Here is a 19,387-nt window from a genome sequence, read left to right as displayed (position 1 = left end):
AAAAAGCTAACGCGTGTTACTCACGTCGTTAGCTTTTTTGGTATATGAGGACGAGACTGCGGGGCGGTCAGTAAGACGGGTAGCTGTTGTTGACCACGATTGCTTCTGACATCTCCGTACTGGAGATCTTCCTGCCACTGACGACTGGGGCCAGAGTGTATATCACGCAAAAGACCAAAGAGAAAGAAATCATTATCATTGGTGCAGGAATGATCGGTGCAATCAAAGAATAGGTCCTGTTATCTGAATAAACACCAAAAATCCCTGACGTTTTCGCCAGGGATTTTTGGTGTTTATCTCGACATGATTGCTGGTTGGTATATCTACAATAAAAATCTAAAAGCTTATAATTGCTATGTTCATCCATGTATTGCTTTGGTTTTAAGCTGCTCGAGCAATAATCTGGTTACTTTCCAGAACTGCTTGAGCTTCAGCGTTTGAAGGACGGTAGCCTTTTTCGAGCAACTCTTTAATGTAGATTTTGTTGTAAACGAAAGAGAATACGATCCCACTAATCCAAGCTCCGAATCCTACAGTGAAAATACCAACGGCTACGGAGATCAAGAACATGATGGCAGCCCATTTCAAATCACCACGGAACAACGCAGGGAAAAATCCGAAAAATAATGTAGTCCAGCTGAAACCTACTTTCACGTTCTTGGTTACACCTGCACTGTTTTGCAAAAAGATATGCATCTGTCCACTTCCTTCTAAAATAATGAATCGGAGAGAGAATTGAGTATTAACAAGTATGTAGTATAATTCTAGTTATAAATACCTGATTATTATTACCTATTCTTCTTCCTTTTGGTCCTATAGTGCCATTAACTGGACAGGATGTTAATCTTTTTTTGAAAATTATGGTTTCCTATGAGATATATGCTCTTTTTGATTTTTGATCAATAGTAAAATAAAGGAGGGTCATTGACCTCTCCTTCATCATAATGCCAGATGTAACGAATCTCATAACTCTTAATAGAGGATTTTTAGTGATTAGTGAAACCTAACGAACCTTAGACATCTTATTTGTACAGAGTTCAGCAATAACAACGTGAAATAGAGCATATAGAGGGGATTAGCGTGTGTAGGATTCCTTAGAATACCAAAGTCGTGTATTTCTAGTTATTAAGGTGTCTCAGATTCGTTACAGCTCGATCTTAACTTAAACTCCAAGATATCCCCCAATTAGGCCCAACTAGCCGCACACTAAACCAAATCCGTGTAAAATTTTTTCAAGGTTAAAATTTCGGGCTGGCTCGGCAGCTCTCCACCAGCCGAACATGCCGCAAGCATATGTCCATCATCCAGTCGCTGACTGAGAAAGAGATATGTCCCCGCCTGTTCACAATGCCAATCTTCCCGCTCATCAGGTAGGATGGCGAAGGAGTCCAGTGGTATGGACAACCCCATACCGACAGCTTTGATATAACTTTCCTTCAGCGTCCATAGACGGTAGAAGGTTTCCAGCCGACGATTGTCAGGCTCGGCAGCCAAGAACTGGCTCTCCTTAGGAGAGAAGAAACGCTCTGCAATCTGCATGTCAATTGGAGCTATTTTTTCCACATCCACGCCCAGTTCATCTGTACTGCCAGAGATCAGAGCAATCCAATCACCTGAATGGGAGACGTTGAATTGTACATCCGAATAGTGACTGAGTGAAGGTTTGCCGTAGGAATTACGGGTAAAAGAAAGCTCAGCAGGTCTCAGTCCAGTTAACTTGCTCAAAGTCACACGAGTCAATATCTCTCCCAGCACGGAGCGATACGCGTCAGCCTGACGCACAAAACGCGAAGCCTGAGCACGTCGCTCCGCAGAGACTTGCGATAGCAATTGGTTCCAGTTCGCCTCGGGCAATACTTCTGGAACTTGGAGTACACGAATAGTTATCATCATTAATCACCTGAGTACGTATTCGGCGTGGATCAATAACTTTCCTTTATATGGAACGGACTCTCATGCTTCTTGCGCTTGTTTCCATTCCGTATGTGCAGACTGCACTCGCTGCCACATATCCTGGCATTCCAGTTCGCTGTAATTCACCAAGGGTTCATGGAATATTTCAGTTAATACGTTACGCCACTCAGTATAATTCCGGATCTCTATTTTCTGGATTCCTTCCAAATCATGTGTTCGAAGCATACATCCACGTAGTTCATGACTACGGATCTCATCCCGCTGACGAAGCAAAAATGCGTTATGCCAAGGTGATTCGACCGTTTGACTGTAGAATTCATGTTTGGGAATGAACTCCCCCAGATCGTGGACTACCTCGGGAGCATAGTCGACTCCTGCACTTGGCCCATTTGGCTCGTACTCAAGTCGCCATCCCCCACTAGCAACAGATGAAGGGATCAATTGGTATGTGAACGGAGCTGAACCATAGGTTCCATAACGAAGTGGCAGAGGTTCAAAGGGCATTCCGCCCAGACCTACATCTACAATCCAGCGTTCAACTGTCGGGTCAGCATCCGGTAGAAGCACAGATAGACCGAGATGGAATGAGTTCACACGGGGTTGTTCCCCATGAGGCTGTACTCCCCCGCGATGCCAATCAACCGTATAACCCAGCGAGCGGAGAAGAACACTAAATGCACCATTTAGATGAAAGCAGTAGCCGCTGCGTCCCTGTAATATAAGCTGAATGGAATCTTGAAGACCGATTCCCGCAGGACGACCTGCAAAAATATCGACCGTTTGCCAGGTTAAATATTGGACATGTGCTCGCTGGAGTTCAAATAAGAATTCCAGTGTAGGTTCCTTTATATCATCTATGCCGATCCGCTTCAGATAGGCCTGTATTTCAGTTGTATTCAATAGTTCAATCATTCAGATCACCTCACGTCATATAGTGGACTGCAGGCGATGGTTATAAAACTTCTGCTGCCCTGAGTTCATTGTAAAATTCAACGGGTGAAAACAACATGATCAGTTGAACCAATTGTAACGGTACAATTCACAGGAAACCTTGAAAATCATCTCAAGAGATGGACATGGTTTTGATCTCATTGAAATACAATATATGGATGAGCTATTTCTTTTTCTGGGGTATGCTAACCCTTTGGAGTGGATATAGGTTAGAATATAGATAGATAGCAGGATTAGGAGATGGAAAAATGGCTAATGATGAAGTGATTTTGACACAGGAAGGCTTGGAAAAGCTGGAGGACGAACTGAGGGATCTGAAGACGGTGAAGCGTAAGGAACTGGCTGAGCGTCTGAAACTCGCGATCAGTTACGGTGACCTGAAGGAAAATAGTGAGTATCATTCAGCCAAAGATGATCAGGCCTTTATGGAGACACGGATTTTGATTCTGGAGAAGATGTTGACAAAAGCAAGAGTCATCTCTTCAGACAATATAGACTCCAACAAAGTGAGCATTGGATCGACGGTGTTGCTTAATGACATTGAGTTCGCCGAGAAGATTGAATATAAAGTGGTTGGCCCTGCCGAGGCCGATGTTGCGGATAATAAAATTTCGTACGAGAGCCCGCTGGGCAAGGAATTGATGGGCAAAGAAGTGGGCAGCGTCATTCATGTCAATGCTCCGATGGGCGTTATCAAGTACGAGTTACTTCAAATCAAAGTGTAATTCAAAAAGAGAGGTGCTCCGCAGTCATCCAAGTGGCTGAGGGGACACCTTTTTTTGATTCTATTGGGCTTTGAACGGTTGGGAATAGGGATTTGTTGAAACTTCATACGGTTGGACTAACGGACTTTATCACATACTGTGTTTAAGGAACTTATGAGATGAAGATTTCCGTGTGTTTTATATGTAAAAAAATAACATTTCGACAAATTTCGAATTTCGAATGACCTGACAAGGTGAGTAGTATATAATTACGGGAAAACTTTAAAGTGATGGAGTAGATACGATGAATTTTAGTAAGCCTAATCTAGATCAAGACAACGCTGGCAAAGGAGAACGTTTCTCCCAAGCTGGATTTATCCTGGCGGCCATTGGTAGTTCGGTTGGTCTGGGCAACATGTGGAAATTCCCGTACATTACGGGTGAGAACGGAGGGGCTGCGTTTTTCCTGCTCTTCATCGTCTGTTTGCTGCTCATCGGTCTGCCAGTGCTCTTGGCTGAACTTGCGATTGGTCGCAGTGGCAGAGGTAGTGCAGCTACTGCTTTTATCAAAGCAGGTGGACATAAGGGCTGGCTCGCAGCCGGATTGCTGCAAGTACTGACGCCGTTTATCATCCTGTCTTTTTATGTCATTATTGCAGGCTGGACCTTGCAATATGCAATTACATCATTCAGTGGAACATTGTTCAACAATCCGGATTATGCCGGACAGTTCAATTCCTTCATAGGCGGTTATATGCCGATTGTATGGCAACTGGTTTCAGTTCTGATCACAGGCTGGATTGTTGCCAAAGGGGTATCTAACGGAATCGAGAAGTTTAACAAGGTACTGATTCCAGCGATGTTGGTACTGCTCATTATCCTGATGATTCGTGCAGTTACATTGCCGGGTGCAGGAGCTGGGGTTTCCTTCTTCCTGAATCCGGACTTCTCACAACTTACAACGGAATCCGCACTGGTGGCGCTTGGACATGCCTTCTTCTCCCTGTCACTGGGGATGGGTATTCTTGTAACCTACGGTTCGTATGTGGATAAAAATCAATCCCTCGGTGCGGCAACCGTCGCCGTTGGTGCAGGTGACCTGATCTATGCATTCATTGCGGGTCTGATCATCTTCCCAACAACATTCTCGTTTGGTATTGCACCGGACCAAGGACCGTCATTGATCTTCGTGGCACTTCCGGCGGCCTTCTCGGCAATGCCACTTGGCTTCTTGTTTGGCGGACTGTTCTTCATCCTGCTGGCTATTGCGGCATTAACGTCAGCGGTATCCTTGCTGGAAGTTCCGGTGAAATATTTCATGGAACGTTTGTCCTGGAGCCGCAGTCGTGCGGTATGGGTGATATCGCTAGCGGTCTTCATCGTGGGACTTCCTTCGGTATTGTCGCTCGGCTTGCAGCCTGAATGGACGATTGGATCGAAGAGTGTGTTCGACTGGATGGACTTTGTAGCATCCAACATCCTGCTGCCTGTAGGTGGATTGCTTGTGACGATTTTTGCCGGATACTTCTGGAAAACGGCTGCGGAAGCTTCCGGCCTGCGTTCCGGATGGTTCCGGGTGTGGCTGTTCATGCTGCGTTACGTAGCTCCGATCCTGGTTCTGCTGGTTCTACTGCACACATCCGGTATCATTCACTTCTAATGGTGAAGGCCCGATAGGGTGAAATATGGTCTGTTGTGCAGATTTACCATGGATAAAACCTCTTGGAAGAAATGCAAAAGCCCTTGTTTTCCCTCGTCAATTTTGGGACAATACGGAGTAGAGGTTTTTTGGGTAGGACCGATAAGCCATATGCTTTTTTGCGAAAAGAGGATTATACAATGAACAAATCATCCATATATGGATTAACATTAGAGCAATTACGTTCCTGGCTGCCGGAGCATGGGCAGAAGAAATCCCGTGCATCCCGGATCTGGGAATGGTTATATCAGGAGCGTGTACACGATTTTCCGGCCATGTCCGATGTCCGTCAAGAATGTCTGGATGTACTTTCCGAACATTTCACCATGAACTCTCTTAGCGAACATGTGAAGCAGGAATCGGCAGATGGTACCGTGAAGTTTTTGCTTCGGATGCAGGACGGCAACCTGATTGAGACAGTATTGATGCGGCAAAAATACGGGCTTACCGTCTGTGTGACCACACAAGTGGGCTGTAACATTGGCTGTAGCTTCTGTGCGAGCGGTCTGATCAAGAAGAGCCGAGACCTGACCGCTGGCGAGATTGTGGAACAGATTATGCATGTGCAGCGACATTTGGATGCAGCCGGTCAAGACGAGCGGGTGACCAACGTGGTGGTGATGGGGATTGGCGAACCATTCGACAACTTCCAGCACATGAGTGATTTCATCGAAGTCATCAAGGATCGTAAAGGACTGGCACTTGCCGCCAAACGGATTACTGTATCCACGAGTGGCCTTCCGGACAAAATCAAGGAATTTGCAGACAGCAGTCTGCAAGTTAACCTGGCAATCTCTCTGCATGCACCTAATAATGAACTGCGTACACACATCATGAAGATCAACCGGGCTTTCCCGATTGAGCAATTGATGGATGCAGTGGATTATTATCTGGCTACAACGAACAAACGCATCATGTTTGAGTACATTCTGTTACGTGATGTTAACGATCAACGTGAGCATGCCGCGGAGCTCGCTGAACTGTTGTCCAGTCGCAGAAGTATGGTCAGTGTGAATCTGATCCCATACAACCCGGTGGATGAGCACAGTCAGTATCAACGGAGTACAGAAGAATCGATTCTGGGTTTCTATGATACGCTCAAAAAGAACAACATCAACTCCACTGTACGTATGGAACATGGTACGGATATCGATGCTGCTTGCGGACAGCTGCGCAGTAAACAAATGAAGAACAACGCTGCCGAATCTGAGCCAGACCGTCTGGCATTGGGATAAGACACAACGCGGAGCTGGCAAGTAAAGTTAGGATACTTGGTTGCTCTAGTAGGTGCCTCTACGTGCCATTTACCGTTGTTGGGTTGCGAATGCGTTGCCTGGTCTTAATGCAAAACGCCTCTGTATATCACTGAGAAGTGATAACGGAGGCGTTTTTTGGAGTTTCATTATTTCAGTTTTTTGGTCATCAGCAGATGGGGGATGCCGTCTTCCATAAATACTTCCGAAGCGGGTGCATATCCGAGACGTTCGTAGAACCCGGAAGCTTGTACCTGTGCATGCAGCTTCGCTTTCTCAAGTCCTTCGGCAACAGCCATCTGCTCCAGCTTGTCGATCAGCACACGGCCCAGGCCGTGTTTGCGGTAATCGAGCATGACGCAGATCCGTTCCAATTTGGCGACCTGTTCCACAATGCGCAGTCTGGAGGAAGCAGCAGGTACACCGTCTACGTAGAGCAGAATGTGGCGTGCCTCCGCGTCTAATGTATCATAAGCATCGAATTCATCCGCTGCGGGTACGCCTTGTTCTTCGACAAAAATAGCAGTTCGAATGGCGAAGCAGGCATCGAGCAATTCCTGATTATTAACTTCAACAATCGTTGTATTCATGAATGTTTCTCCTTTGGACGATAGTAATCATATCCGGGCATGATAAACTGGTATATAGCATAATCATTGCAGCCGTTCCATGTGAGTATCTTGGTTAAAATTTAATCCAAGTTAACTGTAGTTATATCACTATTTATGTTGTGAATGCAACAATTTTATAAAAGGGCGTGAGCGCATTGACTGATAAAAAAGAAGTGTTGCGTGAAATTGGCATGATTGCCCGCTGTCTGGATTCGATCAGCAATGTCGAATTTCAACATCTGAACTTGTCCCGAGGCCAATATCTGTATCTTTATCGCATATGTGAGAATCCGGGCATTATTCCCAACCAGCTGGCTGAACTAATCAAAGTAGATCGAACGACAGCGGCCAGAGCGATTAGCAAACTCGAATCCGATGGATTTATTGTCAAACAGTCGGCAATAGACAATAAGAAGAACAAGTTGTTATATCCGACAGAAGCTGGCCTGAAAGCATGGGAATTCATTCGTAAAGAGGGCGAGCATTCCGACCAGGTGACGCTGGACGGCTTTACGGATGAAGATATAGAGACCGCGGTTAAGCTTCTCCGCCGAATGCGCCACAACATCGAGGTAGACTGGAAATTTGTCAAAAAGGGCGGACGGCGGTCCTACATGGATATCTTAGAATGAACAATACCTCTATCCTTGACCCCTACATCCCAGACCCTAGCCGAACCGATCTCAAGGAGCAGAGTCATTATCTCACAATAGCAAAAATACAGGAGGGAATCATGAAGAGAATGAACCGGAAAACAGTAACGTGGTTGGTCATATTGGTGGTCAGTATTGCAGCAGCGTTCATTATTTTCATGAAGGAGCGGTTCGTGATGAATGAATTATCCCCTACAGTATCCTTTGTCCAAGATCATATGACCAATCCCAATGGTTTACTTGCGTCCTATTTGCAGGATGCCACATCCGAAAAAGCGGATATCGTAGCAGGCAGAGAGGTTTTATCTGAATCACTTGGTCTTTGGATGCAATATGCTGTAGCCAAGAACGATCAGGCGTTATTTGAGCAAAGCTATGAGCTGCTGACGACCTATTTCCTCATGCCGCAAAAATATATTGCCTGGAAGCTGGATGCTGAGGGAAAATCTCACGTGACCACTAACGCGCTCGGTGATGATTTCCGAATTGTAGGTGCCTTATTAAAGGCAGCAGATCAATGGCAACAGGGAAGAGAAGCCAAACTGGCAACGGCCTCGGATATTTCCCGTACACTGACGCAGTCGGTTCAGAATAAAGGATATTATGTTGATTTTCACGATTTTGGCAACGGTTACTCCGCGGATATGTTAAGCCTGGTTTATGTGGATCTACCGTCTCTCCAATTAATGGAGAAGCATGAAATGCTGGAGCCGGGCACATATGCCAAATACGAATCCATGTTGAAGAGTATGCCGGATGACGGGATATTTTATCCGAAAACATTCAATGTGGGGACGAAAGAGTATACATATGATGACACAGTGAATCTGATTGATCAGCTGATCGTAGCGAACCATCTAACTGCGACCAGCCGCAAACCGGACAAGCTCATTGCTTTTTTGAAAAAAGAATTCAATACCCGTCATCAGCTGCCGGGACAATATAAGCGTAGTACTCGCACACCTGCGGTATCTTACCAATCTCCATCCGTATATGGACTCGCGATGCTGCTTGCGGTTCAGTCAGGTGATCCAAAATGGGCGAAACAGCTGTATAAGCATATGATCAGCATGCGTAGTCTGGACGCCAGTTATCCAGGCGGATATGTATTTAGTGGAAACACACATATGTTTGATAACCTGTTTCCTTTGCTTGGGGAGACTGAATTACAAAAGTTACTTAAAAAGTAATAAAAATGTCGTTTAATATATTCAACTATGTGTTAACATAATGTTTGTCTATTCATGTCATATATTGTTTACTCGAAATATCACTAACCAATCTACTGGAGAGAAGAAACCTATGAGGAATAAAGCACCCATCCTTCGTATTGCATGGGGATATGCGAGTTTGATTGGATTAGCCGTAATCCAGCAGCTCGTTGTCTATCTTAAGATTTATATGAATCAGAGTTATACTACACTGGATGTGGTGTTTAGCATTGTGTCGCTTGGAGCGCTGATCCTGGGTTTTGTGATACCTGTCGGGGTATCTGTCGTCGCCGGATTTATCTATCTGGTCTCTTATTTTGTATGGCTTGTTACCTACGCGGATGTAAGTGTACTTACGTTCTCTTGGTGGCTGCTCATTCCAGCCAATGTGGCTGTGGCTGCTTTTATCAAGGCAAGTCTTGTGCGCAATGCGCGTGTCATGGAGCGTCTGCAGGAGCTTCAGGAGCGTAATCCGGAGATTGATCTGGATACCTCCCTGGGCAATAAGGATGCACTTGCGGATACGCTTGTTAAGCAAAGTAATCTAGCCAGACGTTATTCGGAGCAATATGGATTCAGCATGGCGATGTTCAAGATCGAGTTTTTGCCGTTGGTACTGGAATCACTCGGTTCCGTACGTTATGCACAGTTCCTTCTTGAACTATCCACTACCATACAGAAGCAGATTCGGTTTGAGGATTATAAATTTTTTGTGGGTCGAGGACGTTTTGTGATTATCTGTCCAATGACCAATGTGGAGTACTTGCCCATCCTGACACAACGGATCAAAAAAGCCATGATGGATCTGCAAATCATCGATAAAAAGGGAAATGAGTTGCAGACGGTTATTCGATCGGGTGCACTGGTATTCCAGAAGGAACAATTCAGTAAGTATGAGGATATCGATGCTGTTATTGCGGCACTGGAACGGAACACAGAGACAGATCTCATTGGTGAATACATCTAGATGCTATGGGGGAGGAGTATTTCTGTGAATTATTTAACATGGTTTGTTCCATTATGTATTGTAGTTAGCAGTTTCTTTGCCATTACGATTCTTATATTAACCTTTGCGACTCTTCGTTTTCGAGGGAAAATTAACAGGAAATATGATCGGAGGAAATTGAATGGCTGATTTCCTGCTGTTGATGTCCATCCTCAGTATTTGGATATCCGTCACCGAGTCGATTGTCATTATGGCTGGAGCTATTCGTTTCATTAACAAACAAGAAAAAAAGGGAATTCAAATTCCTGAAAGTATGGATGATTACCCCACTGTGACTGTCATGGTGCCTGCGCATAATGAAGGGGTAGTTATCGTGTCTACCGTTGAGCATATATTGCGTCTGAACTACCCTGAGCATAAAGTTCAAGTTATTGTTATTGCAGATAATTGTACAGATAATACAGCAGAGCGCCTGAAGGAACTCAAGGCCAAGACGAGTTATGCAGATCGTGACTTTACCATTCTGGAGCGTACCGGTACAGGTGGGAAGTCGGGAGCTTTGAATGATGGCCTTGAACTGGCGTGGGGAGAATGGATATGTATCTATGACGCAGATGCGGCGCCTGAGCGGAATGCATTGATGTTTTTGACACAAAAAGCATTGGAAAACCCGGAGAAGTATGGTGCTGTATTTGGTCGAAACAAAGCTCGTAATCGGGGTCAGAATTTTCTCTCCCGTTGCATTAATCTGGAACTTGTAACGGTCCAACGTGTTCACCATACGGGGCTATGGGAGTTATTCAAACTGGGCACGATTCCTGGTACGAACTATATTATCAAGGCAGCACTGATCCGTGAGATTGGTGGATGGGACCCTGATGCGATCACGGAAGATACGGCCGTGTCGTTTGATATTCTTACTCGGGGTCAGCTTATTGCATTAGCGCCACAAGCAGAGGCTTACCAGCAGGAACCTGAGCAATTATCGGTATATATGAAACAGCGCCAGCGCTGGTCCAAGGGAAATTACCAGGTTGTTATCGACAATGTGAAGCATTTATTTGACCGTACTAGCTGGAGAATTAAACTGCATGTTCTGTACTATGCTGCAAGTTATTTCTGGTTTATGATCGCTATTATTGTATCGGATATTATTTTTGTCTCGAATCTAGTGTATCAGGTTATTGCATTATTTAATCCGAATGTCATTTCTCCCTTCCAGTTCTCAGGGGATGTTTACGTGTATCTCGTAATAGCATGGGCATTAATGTACTACATTTATGTACTACAAATTAATCTCGCACTCTCAGCAGATATTGGGCAAAGCAATACGCAGAATTTTATTGTGGCCTGCCTCTCCTATTTCACATATGCCCAGTTATTTCTGGTCATATCCGTCAAAGCATTTATCTCGCTTATTGGAGATAAGCTATTCCGGAGAGAAACCAAATGGTACAAAACGCAGCGTTTTGGCTGAGAAACATCAACTTATAAATGAAGGGCTGTTTTCTGGATTCGTTCAGAAGGCAGTCTTTTTTTTTTACTATGGAAAGATTGGTTGGCATTATGTATACTCTTTCAGGCTGTACATATTGAACGTTGCATAAAGGAAACGGAGGCGTGTGGAATGGGCTACAGGGGACCTGAGTTTTACGATAATGAGGAAAACTTTGAGAAGTACATGGAACGTCGCAAGTGGCAGGAGAACGCCAATGATACATTGGAGAAGCCGGTGATGCTGGAGTTGATTGGTGATGTTGCCGGCAAGAACATACTGGACCTTGGTTGTGGAGATGCAAGGTTCGCCGCAGAATTGCTGAGTGGGGAGCGCGAGGGTACAACTTACACGGGAGTTGAAGGTTCACTGAATATGGTGCGGGCAGCTAACGAATCGGTTAAAGGCACGAATGCACAGATTGAACAGGCATTCATGGAAGACTGGACCTATCCGGCAGGTACATACGATCTGGTTATATCCCGACTGTCTGTTCACTACATCGAGGATGTGGAGAGCCTATTCCACAAGATATATAACACGTTAAATGAAAATGGCACATTCATATTTTCGGTAGAACATCCTGTGATCACGTCCACACTGCAACCTTCCGGGACGCGAACGGATTGGGTGGTTGATCAGTATTTTGTAGAAGGATATCGTGAGCAGCAGTGGCTGGGCGGTTCTGTGAAAAAGATGCATCGTTCCATTGAATCGTACTTTATGGCATTGCAGCGGGCAGGGTTCCATGTAGAACATTTACGTGAGTCAGCACCACAACGTGCTTATTTTGTAAACGAGGAAACCTATCTGCGCAGGCAGCGTATTCCATTGTTTCTGTTTTTAAGTGCCCGGAAGTAGATAGTGATAAAGCGTATAGATAAATAGAAGGACATAACTAAGTTATACTCATAAATTAGAAAGTTCTACACAGAAAACGGTGGATAACACTAGATATAGCAGTGAAAAGCCCAAAATCTATCCACATGTGGATAAGATATTGGGCTATTACTGTTATGTTTCTACACCTATGTTACGTTTGCTGTGTATAACCCCGCAATTATGAATCCGCCGCAGCTCTGACATAGACACGATCCCCGTGCCGATCAACTTCCACAGGTGCCTCGAAGAAGTTACTCAGCACTTCGGTGTTCATCAGATTGTTAGTTAATCCGCTATGGACTATTTCACCCCGGCGAAGCAGGAGGCTGTGACTAAAGACAGGCAATATTTCCTCGGTATGATGGGTGACGTAGATGAGTGAAGGGGTGTCTGGACGCTGTGATAATTCACGAATGCTGTCCAGCAATCGCTCTCTTGAGAACAGATCCAGTCCATTGCAAGGCTCGTCCAGAATAAGTACGCGCGGATTGGCCATGAGTGCTCGGGCAATAAGAAGTTTCTGTTTCTCGCCTTGAGAACAGGTACGATATTCCCGATCCCACAGGTGCTGACAGCCCAGCGTTTGCATCAATTGTTTTGCCTGTTCCAGATCATCATCTGACAGCTTGTCATACAGGCCAATGGTGGCGTGTTTGCCACTGATCACGACATACTGTGTGCGATCCGTACCGTACAATTTCTCTTGCAGAGACGAACTGACCCAGCCGATGGATTTGCGGAGCTGCCTCAGATCCACATCACCATATTCATGGCCTAACACGGATATCTTGCCTTCGGTCGGCCAGAGATACCCGGTGATCATGTTCAGGAGTGTTGTTTTGCCGGAGCCATTCAGGCCAAGCAACGCCCAGTGTTCACCATCATTAACCTGCCAGCTCACATCGTTCAGCAGGGTAAGGGGTCCCCTTTTCCAAGTGACATGTTGTACATCAATAATCATGCGTTATTCCTTCCTTCTGTTATCCTCGATTGTCTTAGGTGTATTGTAGTCACAAAATCAGTGAGGTTTCAACGGTTATCACGCTGTTCTTGGTTGGTCCTTGCGCAGAAATACAGCACACACACCAAGCAGTGGCAAAAACGAACATAACTTGATAACAAACGCAATGCTGGTCACGTCAATTAAGGACCCCAGCACAACCGAGCCAAGTCCAGCCATGCCGAACGATAGGCCAAAAAACAATCCGGATACCGTTCCAATATGACGAGGAAGCAATTCCTGCGCATAAACAATGATGACGCTGAAGCCGGACATCAGGATGAGTCCAATCATTCCGCATAATACCATGGACAAGACGGGTCCCGCATAAGGTAGCAACAGGGAAAACGGTGCAGTGCCTGCAATGGAGAACCAGATCATCGGTTTGCGTCCGTAGCGGTCAGCGAGTGGGCCGCCGAGCAAGGTTCCGACCATACCTGCAAATTGCAAAATAAACAGACAGATCTGTGCCTGGGAGAGAGGCAAGTTATATGCATCGGCGTAATAGAAGGCGTAGTACCCGGTCATGCCTGCAATATATACGAATTTGGAGAACAGCAGCAGGATGAGGATACCCATGGTAAAAGCGATGAATCCTCTGCTCACAGGCCGAGTTACTGGCTCTGCGCCGCTTGATTTTAGAGGCTGTTGCTGACGAATGCGAGTCTCGGCAAGCTTGTCTCTGTACCAACGACTGACAAAAGACTGAATGAAGATGCCGATCAGGGCAAAGCCCATCAGCCATAGAAAACTACGCTGTCCATGTGGCAGCAGGATGAAGGCGACCAGTAATGGAGCAATAGCCTGTCCTGTGTTGCCTCCCACCTGGAAGATCGACTGCGCCATTCCACGTCCACGGCCGGCTGCCATATGAGCCACGCGTGAGGATTCGGGGTGGAGGATGGATGAGCCTATGCCAATCAATGCTGCCGCAACAAGCAGCATCCATAACTCGGAAGACAAGGCTAAGCCGAGAACACCGATCAGGGAGAATAACATACCTCCGGGAAGCAGGATCGGCATTGGCTTGCGGTCTGACATATAACCGACCAGTGGCTGAAGGACGGATGCGGTAATATTCAGGGTGAAGGCAATCCAGCCCATCTGGGCGAAACTGAGCTGCATGGTCTGCTGGAATAGCGGGAATGCAGACGGAACGACTGTCTGCATCGCATCATTTAGCAGATGGGCGAAGCTGACTCCGGCGAGTGCCCAATTGGCGGAGGAGTTGATTTGCATTTTGCTTAAAGTGGCCTGAGCCATGGGAGATCACCTCGAATTATTTTTTTCAATGATAAAAGATGGGGGCAGATCGTGTCTTTGTGAAAAGTGCTTGGAAAGTGAGCACAATTTGCTATAATGTCAGCAGGTGAGCAAACGATGGAATTAAACATGACACTAAATGGGTTGGAATTATGGAAAGCTACCGGAGGGTTTGCGAATGAGCCGCATGTACATGACGACTGGTATCAGCTAACGCTGCCGGTCAGAGGCCAATGTCATCTGGTACAGGAACGGCAGGCATACCCGCTAAAAGCAGGCATAGGGATTATTGCTCATCCCCAGACTGAGCATTATTTTGAGATAGGGTCGGATTCGGCTGTCATTGTGATCAAGTTCCGTAAACCGCCATTAGGCAGTTTCGGAGGTGCGGAGTTAAGTGGGGAACGAGCTGAGTTTAGACCTACCCAGACATTTGATCCTGCTGAGATCAGCAGTCTGTTTCGAGGCTGGAATTCCATTTTGTTAGATGATGTGCCCGAAATGCTGCAAGTGCAGGAAACAGAACTGGCGATCGAAACGTATCTAAGACGTATGTTGACGGGGCAGGAAAATGAAAAAAGGACTGTAAATCCCGGTACATTCATTGACCCTCATCTCCAACGAGTGCTGGATTACATTCACAGTGCCTATACAGGCCCAATGGATATTGATTCGATGGCGATGGTCGCGCATCAGAGCCGGTATCATTTTATGCGTTCTTTTAAGGCTCTTACGGGAACAACACCGTATCAATATTTGCTGAATTTGCGCGTAGAAGAAGCGTCCAAGAGGCTTCGCCATACAACGGATTCAGTAACCACAATCAGTTATGAACTGGGATTTTCCAGCGTCAGTCAGTTTTACAGAGCCTTTCAGCGAGTGTATGTTATGACACCGATGGAATATCGGAATCACGTGTAGATTTTAACGGGCAGTCTCGCATATGCGAGACTGTATTTTGAATGTTATAACATGACACTGATTTTTGTTGTTGCCAAACGATGGAGACTTTGCTAAGATGGGAAAAAGTTTATGTAAGCGTATACATTTAAGTTAAAATTACAACGTTGTAATTATGGTTTTGAAAATTATTACAAAGACAGAACTATGGTGTGAGGAGGACTATTTCAAGTAATTATCTCGTTAGTACGCAGAATGATATAGGTTGTTACAAAATGTGAATGAGATGAATAACAAATACGTCAGTGAAATGACAGTTCTTTTTTATTTAAAAATTCAAACGTTGTAATTATGTAGCGAAGGGGAGTGTTTCACGTTGAAAAAACGCATGTCCACGCTGTTCAGCCTGATCAGACGGGATAAGTATTTGCTACTGATGTTTTCGCCTATCTTTCTGTATTACCTCATCTTCATGTACCTTCCGATGCCTGGCGTGCTGTTGGCATTTCGCAATTTCTTGCCGGGGCAGGGCATGCTCAGCGGGGAGTGGGTGGGACTGCGCTGGTTCGAACAGTTTGTGAATTCCATTTACTTCTGGCGACTGCTGCGTAACACATTTCTGCTCGCCTTCCTGCCACTCCTGTTTGGTTTCTCCATTCCGATTTTATTCGCTGTCTGCATCGTAGAGATCAAGAACCGGACATTCAAGCGATTTGCCCAGACCGTTACGTACCTTCCTCACTTCATCTCCACTGTTGTTGTAGCCGGCATGATTATTAACTTCCTGTCACCAACAGACGGTATTGTGAACACCCTCATCGCGAGTCTTGGCATGGAAAAAGTGAACTTCATGATGGATGCCAGCTGGTTCCGCACCATCTTCACCAGTTCCGACATCTGGCAGAGCTTTGGCTTCAGCTCCATCATCTACATTGCAGCCATTATGGGGATCGACCCCGAGATGTATGATTCCGGCAAAATCGACGGCGTCAACAAATTCCAGGAGCTATGGCACCTGACCCTTCCCAGTATCAAACCAACCATTGTCATTCTTCTGCTTCTGTCGCTTGGCGGCATTATGAGTGTAGGTTTCGAGAAAGTATATCTGCTCTACAACGGAGCCACCTACGAAACGGCTGATGTCCTGTCCACCTATGTATACCGGATGGGGATTGAGGGCCAGAATTACGGCTTCGCCACAGCGGTCGGCTTGTTCAACTCCGTTATCACCTTTGTCCTTGTGTTTGCTGCCAATTCCATGACCCGCCGCCTGACCAAGATGTCACTCTGGTAAGACTATAACCCGGACCAAAGGAGATCTGTATGCAAAAATCGAGAAGTGACCGTTTGTTCTACGGATGTGTCTACCTGCTGACCATACTGGCGGTTGTTGTCACGTTGTATCCCTTTCTGTACGTCATTAGCATTTCATTCAGCTCGGTGGATGCCATCGACAAACAAAAAGTGGTATTGTGGCCCGTTGGATTTACCCTGTCAGGTTATCAAATGGTACTGCAATACAAGGAGTTATGGGTTTCGTTCTACAACACTCTCTGGTACACCGTGGTAGGCACACTGTTAAACATTGTGGCAACTTGTCTTGCCGCGTTTCCATTATCCAGACAGCAGTTTTTCTTACGTCGCAAGCTGAATTTTTTCATCGCCTTCACCATGTATTTCTCGGGTGGACTCATTCCGGTCTACATGCTGATTACATCGCTTGGGCTGTACAACACCCGCTGGGTTATGGTGCTGCCTGTGCTGGTGATTACGTTTAACGTCATGATCTGCCGCTCAGCGTTCGAAGGTATTCCGAATGAAATATTCGAAAGTGCCAGTATAGACGGGGCCAACGAGATGACGATGCTGTATCGTCTGGCGGTTCCGATCATCAAGCCAACACTGGCTGTGCTCACGCTGTACTATGCGGTATTCCACTGGAACAACTTTTTCACGGCCCTATTATATCTGGGCAAACAGGATATGCAGCCCTTACAGATGTTCCTGCGAAGAGTGCTGATCATGGCTTCGCCGGAAGTGATGCAAAAGATGGGCGGTACGATGACATCCGGTGCACTTGCGGTATCAACGCTTCAGGTCCGTTATGTATCCATTGTGGTCAGCATTCTGCCTATTGTTACGATCTACCCGTTTATCCAACGGTACTTCGTTAAGGGGATTACCCTCGGAGCCGTGAAAGGATAGCTTTTAATACTTAAGTGTCATGTCATTCAAGGGAGTTCAAAATGGTTCATACCAAGGAGGAATGATGGATGAGATTTAAAGGGGCAGGAAGAAAAAGTGTAATCGCAGCGATACTGGCAATCAGCCTGGCGGGATGTAGCGGTGGAACAGGGTCGGGAACTGATGCGGGGAGCACCCCATCCAGTTCAGAGCCAGCCTTCAATTATACCGGAGCAGGGCCGGTGACGGATCAACCGGATGCCAAGTTGTCTATTCTGGGCACCAACGCTTGGACGACTAATGTGGACTTGTCCACCGCAGCGATCGTTAAGAAAATCGAGGGCAACGCAGGTGTTACGGTGGATTGGGATCTAATTCCGCCGCAGAACTATGCGGATGCCGTAAATCCGAGGCTGGCTGCCGGTACCGGTTTGCCCGATATCGTGTACCTGCCGGATCAGGATCAATTGATGAAGTACATCAATAGTGGCCTGTTTATCCCGATTGACGAGCTGGTAGAGAAGTACGGCGTGAATCTCAAAAAAATATATGAAAAGTCCCCTTCGGTTAAAGCCAGTTTAACGACGCCAGATGGTAAAATGTATTATATTCCGCAGCAAACGCTAACCCGCAACTACATGCCGGTATTTATGGTCAATGTGCGCTGGCTTGATAAGCTGGGATTAAGCGAGCCGACCACGCTGGATGAATTTACGGCGATGCTGCGCAAGTTCAAGACAGATGACCCGAACGGCAACGGAAAAGCTGATGAGATTCCGCTGTCCATGGAAGCCAAATTTGTGTCCATGGCCTTTGGCCCGGCATTTGGACTTGATCTGTCCAATCAGTTTTATGCAGACGATCAGGGCAAGGTACATTTCAGCTACTATGAGCCGGCGTACAAGGAGTACCTGACCTATCTGAACGGACTGTACAAGGAAGGTCTGCTTGGGGTGGATTATGCGAGTACCACGAGTGATCAGGTCACATCGCGCATCTCTCAGGATGTGACGGGAGCAACGTTTAATTTTAGCTGGTACATGTCGATGGTCTACAGCCCGCTGTTCAAGGATTACAATCCGGAAGAGCCAATCATCAAAGGCATTCTGCCACTGAAAGGACCGCATGGCGATCAGTTCTACATCGGTCGTACCCCGGTTAGCGGCATCTTCGGCATCACGCGGGACAGTAAAAATCCTGAGCTGGCTTTCCGCTTCCTGGATTATGCGGTAAGTGAGGAAGCACAGACGTATTATACGTGGGGCATCAAGGATGACACGTATACGGAAGAGAACGGCGTGAAGACATTTACGGACAAAGGCAAAGACAATGAATACATTCAGAAGCTCGGCATTGGTCCGGTGAATCTGCCGAACATCCAATCGACCGATTCTGCCGATTCCGTCGTAGCCCCTTGGCATGCAAAGATGGATAAAGAACTGGAGCCGTATGTGCGCGAACCGTTCCCATTTGTCTATGCGCTGCCAGATGAAGCGAGTGTGGAAAGCATGGCGATGCCTGACATCACCACATATGTGGAAGAGATGAACTTCAAGTTTATTAGTGGTGATGCCAGTCTGGACCAGTTTGACAGTTATATTGAGACGTTGAAGAAGATGAATATAGAGCAGGTTATTGCAGGCAGACAGGCACAATATGATCGTTATAAGGCTGCACAGAAATAGAAAATTAGGGTTTCAGGCGTATGAGAGGTGTTGATT

19 protein-coding genes are annotated in these 19,387 nt (G+C 46.1%); 13 read left to right on the top strand and 6 right to left on the bottom strand.

From position 1 onward, the window contains the following. Nucleotides 1–86 precede the first annotated feature (86 nt). On the top strand, nt 87–233 hold the full coding sequence (locus QNO02_RS29260; protein WP_289390678.1) for a hypothetical protein: 147 nt from the start codon (nt 87–89) through the stop codon (nt 231–233). A gap of 148 nt (nt 234–381) precedes the next feature. On the opposite strand, the gene QNO02_RS29255 is transcribed toward QNO02_RS29260, so the two are convergent. The 3 genes from QNO02_RS29255 to QNO02_RS29245 form a co-directional block, all read right to left on the bottom strand. Then, nucleotides 382–696, bottom strand: a complete 315-nt coding sequence (locus tag QNO02_RS29255; RefSeq protein WP_074092762.1) for a hypothetical protein — start codon at nt 694–696, stop codon at nt 382–384. A gap of 510 nt (nt 697–1,206) precedes the next feature. Then, nucleotides 1,207–1,893 (bottom strand): 4'-phosphopantetheinyl transferase family protein, encoded by a 687-nt coding sequence (locus tag QNO02_RS29250; RefSeq protein WP_289390677.1) that lies wholly within the window; start codon nt 1,891–1,893, stop codon nt 1,207–1,209. A 60-nt stretch (nt 1,894–1,953) separates the two neighbouring features. After that, nucleotides 1,954–2,826 carry an arylamine N-acetyltransferase family protein gene (locus QNO02_RS29245; RefSeq protein WP_289390676.1) on the bottom strand — a complete coding sequence of 291 codons (873 nt, stop codon included), beginning with the start codon at nt 2,824–2,826 and terminating at the stop codon, nt 1,954–1,956. A 287-nt stretch (nt 2,827–3,113) separates the two neighbouring features. On the opposite strand from QNO02_RS29245, the gene greA reads away from it, so the two are divergent. The 3 genes from greA (at nt 3,114) to rlmN (ending at nt 6,503) form a co-directional block, all read left to right on the top strand. Next, entirely contained in the window at nt 3,114–3,590 is a 477-nt protein-coding gene (gene greA / locus QNO02_RS29240; RefSeq protein WP_062836673.1) for a transcription elongation factor GreA, read from the top strand. A 283-nt stretch (nt 3,591–3,873) separates the two neighbouring features. Next, entirely contained in the window at nt 3,874–5,229 is a 1,356-nt protein-coding gene (locus tag QNO02_RS29235; protein WP_091035609.1) for a sodium-dependent transporter, read from the top strand. A gap of 179 nt (nt 5,230–5,408) precedes the next feature. Next, nucleotides 5,409–6,503 carry a dual-specificity RNA methyltransferase RlmN gene (gene rlmN / locus QNO02_RS29230; RefSeq protein WP_076329217.1) on the top strand — a complete coding sequence of 365 codons (1,095 nt, stop codon included), beginning with the start codon at nt 5,409–5,411 and terminating at the stop codon, nt 6,501–6,503. 167 nt (nt 6,504–6,670) lie between these two features. On the opposite strand, the gene QNO02_RS29225 is transcribed toward rlmN, so the two are convergent. Continuing rightward, on the bottom strand, nt 6,671–7,111 hold the full coding sequence (locus QNO02_RS29225; protein ID WP_221820041.1) for a GNAT family N-acetyltransferase: 441 nt from the start codon (nt 7,109–7,111) through the stop codon (nt 6,671–6,673). 212 nt (nt 7,112–7,323) lie between these two features. On the opposite strand from QNO02_RS29225, the gene QNO02_RS29220 reads away from it, so the two are divergent. The 5 genes from QNO02_RS29220 to QNO02_RS29200 all read left to right on the top strand — a co-directional run bounded on the left by QNO02_RS29220 (nt 7,324) and on the right by QNO02_RS29200 (nt 12,298). Next, complete coding sequence (locus tag QNO02_RS29220) at nt 7,324–7,764, top strand: MarR family winged helix-turn-helix transcriptional regulator (RefSeq protein WP_133386437.1); 441 nt, start codon at nt 7,324–7,326, stop codon at nt 7,762–7,764. 101 nt (nt 7,765–7,865) lie between these two features. Beyond that, a complete protein-coding gene (locus QNO02_RS29215; RefSeq protein ID WP_074092757.1) occupies nt 7,866–8,975 on the top strand; it encodes a glycosyl hydrolase family 8 in 1,110 nt (369 codons plus the stop codon). 112 nt (nt 8,976–9,087) lie between these two features. Further along, nucleotides 9,088–9,963, top strand: coding sequence for a diguanylate cyclase domain-containing protein (locus QNO02_RS29210; protein ID WP_289390675.1), 876 nt, complete (start codon nt 9,088–9,090; stop codon nt 9,961–9,963). 160 nt (nt 9,964–10,123) lie between these two features. Next, nucleotides 10,124–11,419 (top strand): glycosyltransferase family 2 protein, encoded by a 1,296-nt coding sequence (locus QNO02_RS29205; RefSeq protein WP_036612238.1) that lies wholly within the window; start codon nt 10,124–10,126, stop codon nt 11,417–11,419. 150 nt (nt 11,420–11,569) lie between these two features. Continuing rightward, nucleotides 11,570–12,298 carry a class I SAM-dependent DNA methyltransferase gene (locus QNO02_RS29200; protein ID WP_289390674.1) on the top strand — a complete coding sequence of 243 codons (729 nt, stop codon included), beginning with the start codon at nt 11,570–11,572 and terminating at the stop codon, nt 12,296–12,298. Between the two features lie 199 nt (nt 12,299–12,497). On the opposite strand, the gene QNO02_RS29195 is transcribed toward QNO02_RS29200, so the two are convergent. Both QNO02_RS29195 and QNO02_RS29190 read right to left on the bottom strand, forming a co-directional pair. After that, nucleotides 12,498–13,280 carry an ABC transporter ATP-binding protein gene (locus QNO02_RS29195; RefSeq protein WP_091035624.1) on the bottom strand — a complete coding sequence of 261 codons (783 nt, stop codon included), beginning with the start codon at nt 13,278–13,280 and terminating at the stop codon, nt 12,498–12,500. A 78-nt stretch (nt 13,281–13,358) separates the two neighbouring features. Further along, nucleotides 13,359–14,582 (bottom strand): MFS transporter, encoded by a 1,224-nt coding sequence (locus tag QNO02_RS29190; protein WP_133386298.1) that lies wholly within the window; start codon nt 14,580–14,582, stop codon nt 13,359–13,361. Nucleotides 14,583–14,699: 117 nt separating this feature from the next. Between QNO02_RS29190 and QNO02_RS29185 the strand changes: the two genes are divergently transcribed. The 4 genes from QNO02_RS29185 (at nt 14,700) to QNO02_RS29170 (ending at nt 19,351) form a co-directional block, all read left to right on the top strand. Continuing rightward, a complete protein-coding gene (locus QNO02_RS29185) occupies nt 14,700–15,503 on the top strand; it encodes an AraC family transcriptional regulator (protein ID WP_176872896.1) in 804 nt (267 codons plus the stop codon). A gap of 355 nt (nt 15,504–15,858) precedes the next feature. Further along, entirely contained in the window at nt 15,859–16,776 is a 918-nt protein-coding gene (locus QNO02_RS29180) for an ABC transporter permease (RefSeq protein ID WP_240768206.1), read from the top strand. A 29-nt stretch (nt 16,777–16,805) separates the two neighbouring features. Next, entirely contained in the window at nt 16,806–17,687 is an 882-nt protein-coding gene (locus QNO02_RS29175) for a carbohydrate ABC transporter permease (protein ID WP_091035631.1), read from the top strand. 68 nt (nt 17,688–17,755) lie between these two features. Further along, on the top strand, nt 17,756–19,351 hold the full coding sequence (locus QNO02_RS29170; RefSeq protein WP_249913058.1) for an extracellular solute-binding protein: 1,596 nt from the start codon (nt 17,756–17,758) through the stop codon (nt 19,349–19,351). The last annotated feature ends 36 nt before the right edge of the window (nt 19,352–19,387 follow it).

This window comes from Paenibacillus sp. PK1-4R, from assembly GCF_030369595.1.
GTDB lineage: Bacteria > Bacillota > Bacilli > Paenibacillales > Paenibacillaceae > Paenibacillus.
The sequence above is the reverse complement of the archived record's forward strand: the minus strand, read 5'-3'. Positions and strand labels throughout refer to the sequence as shown.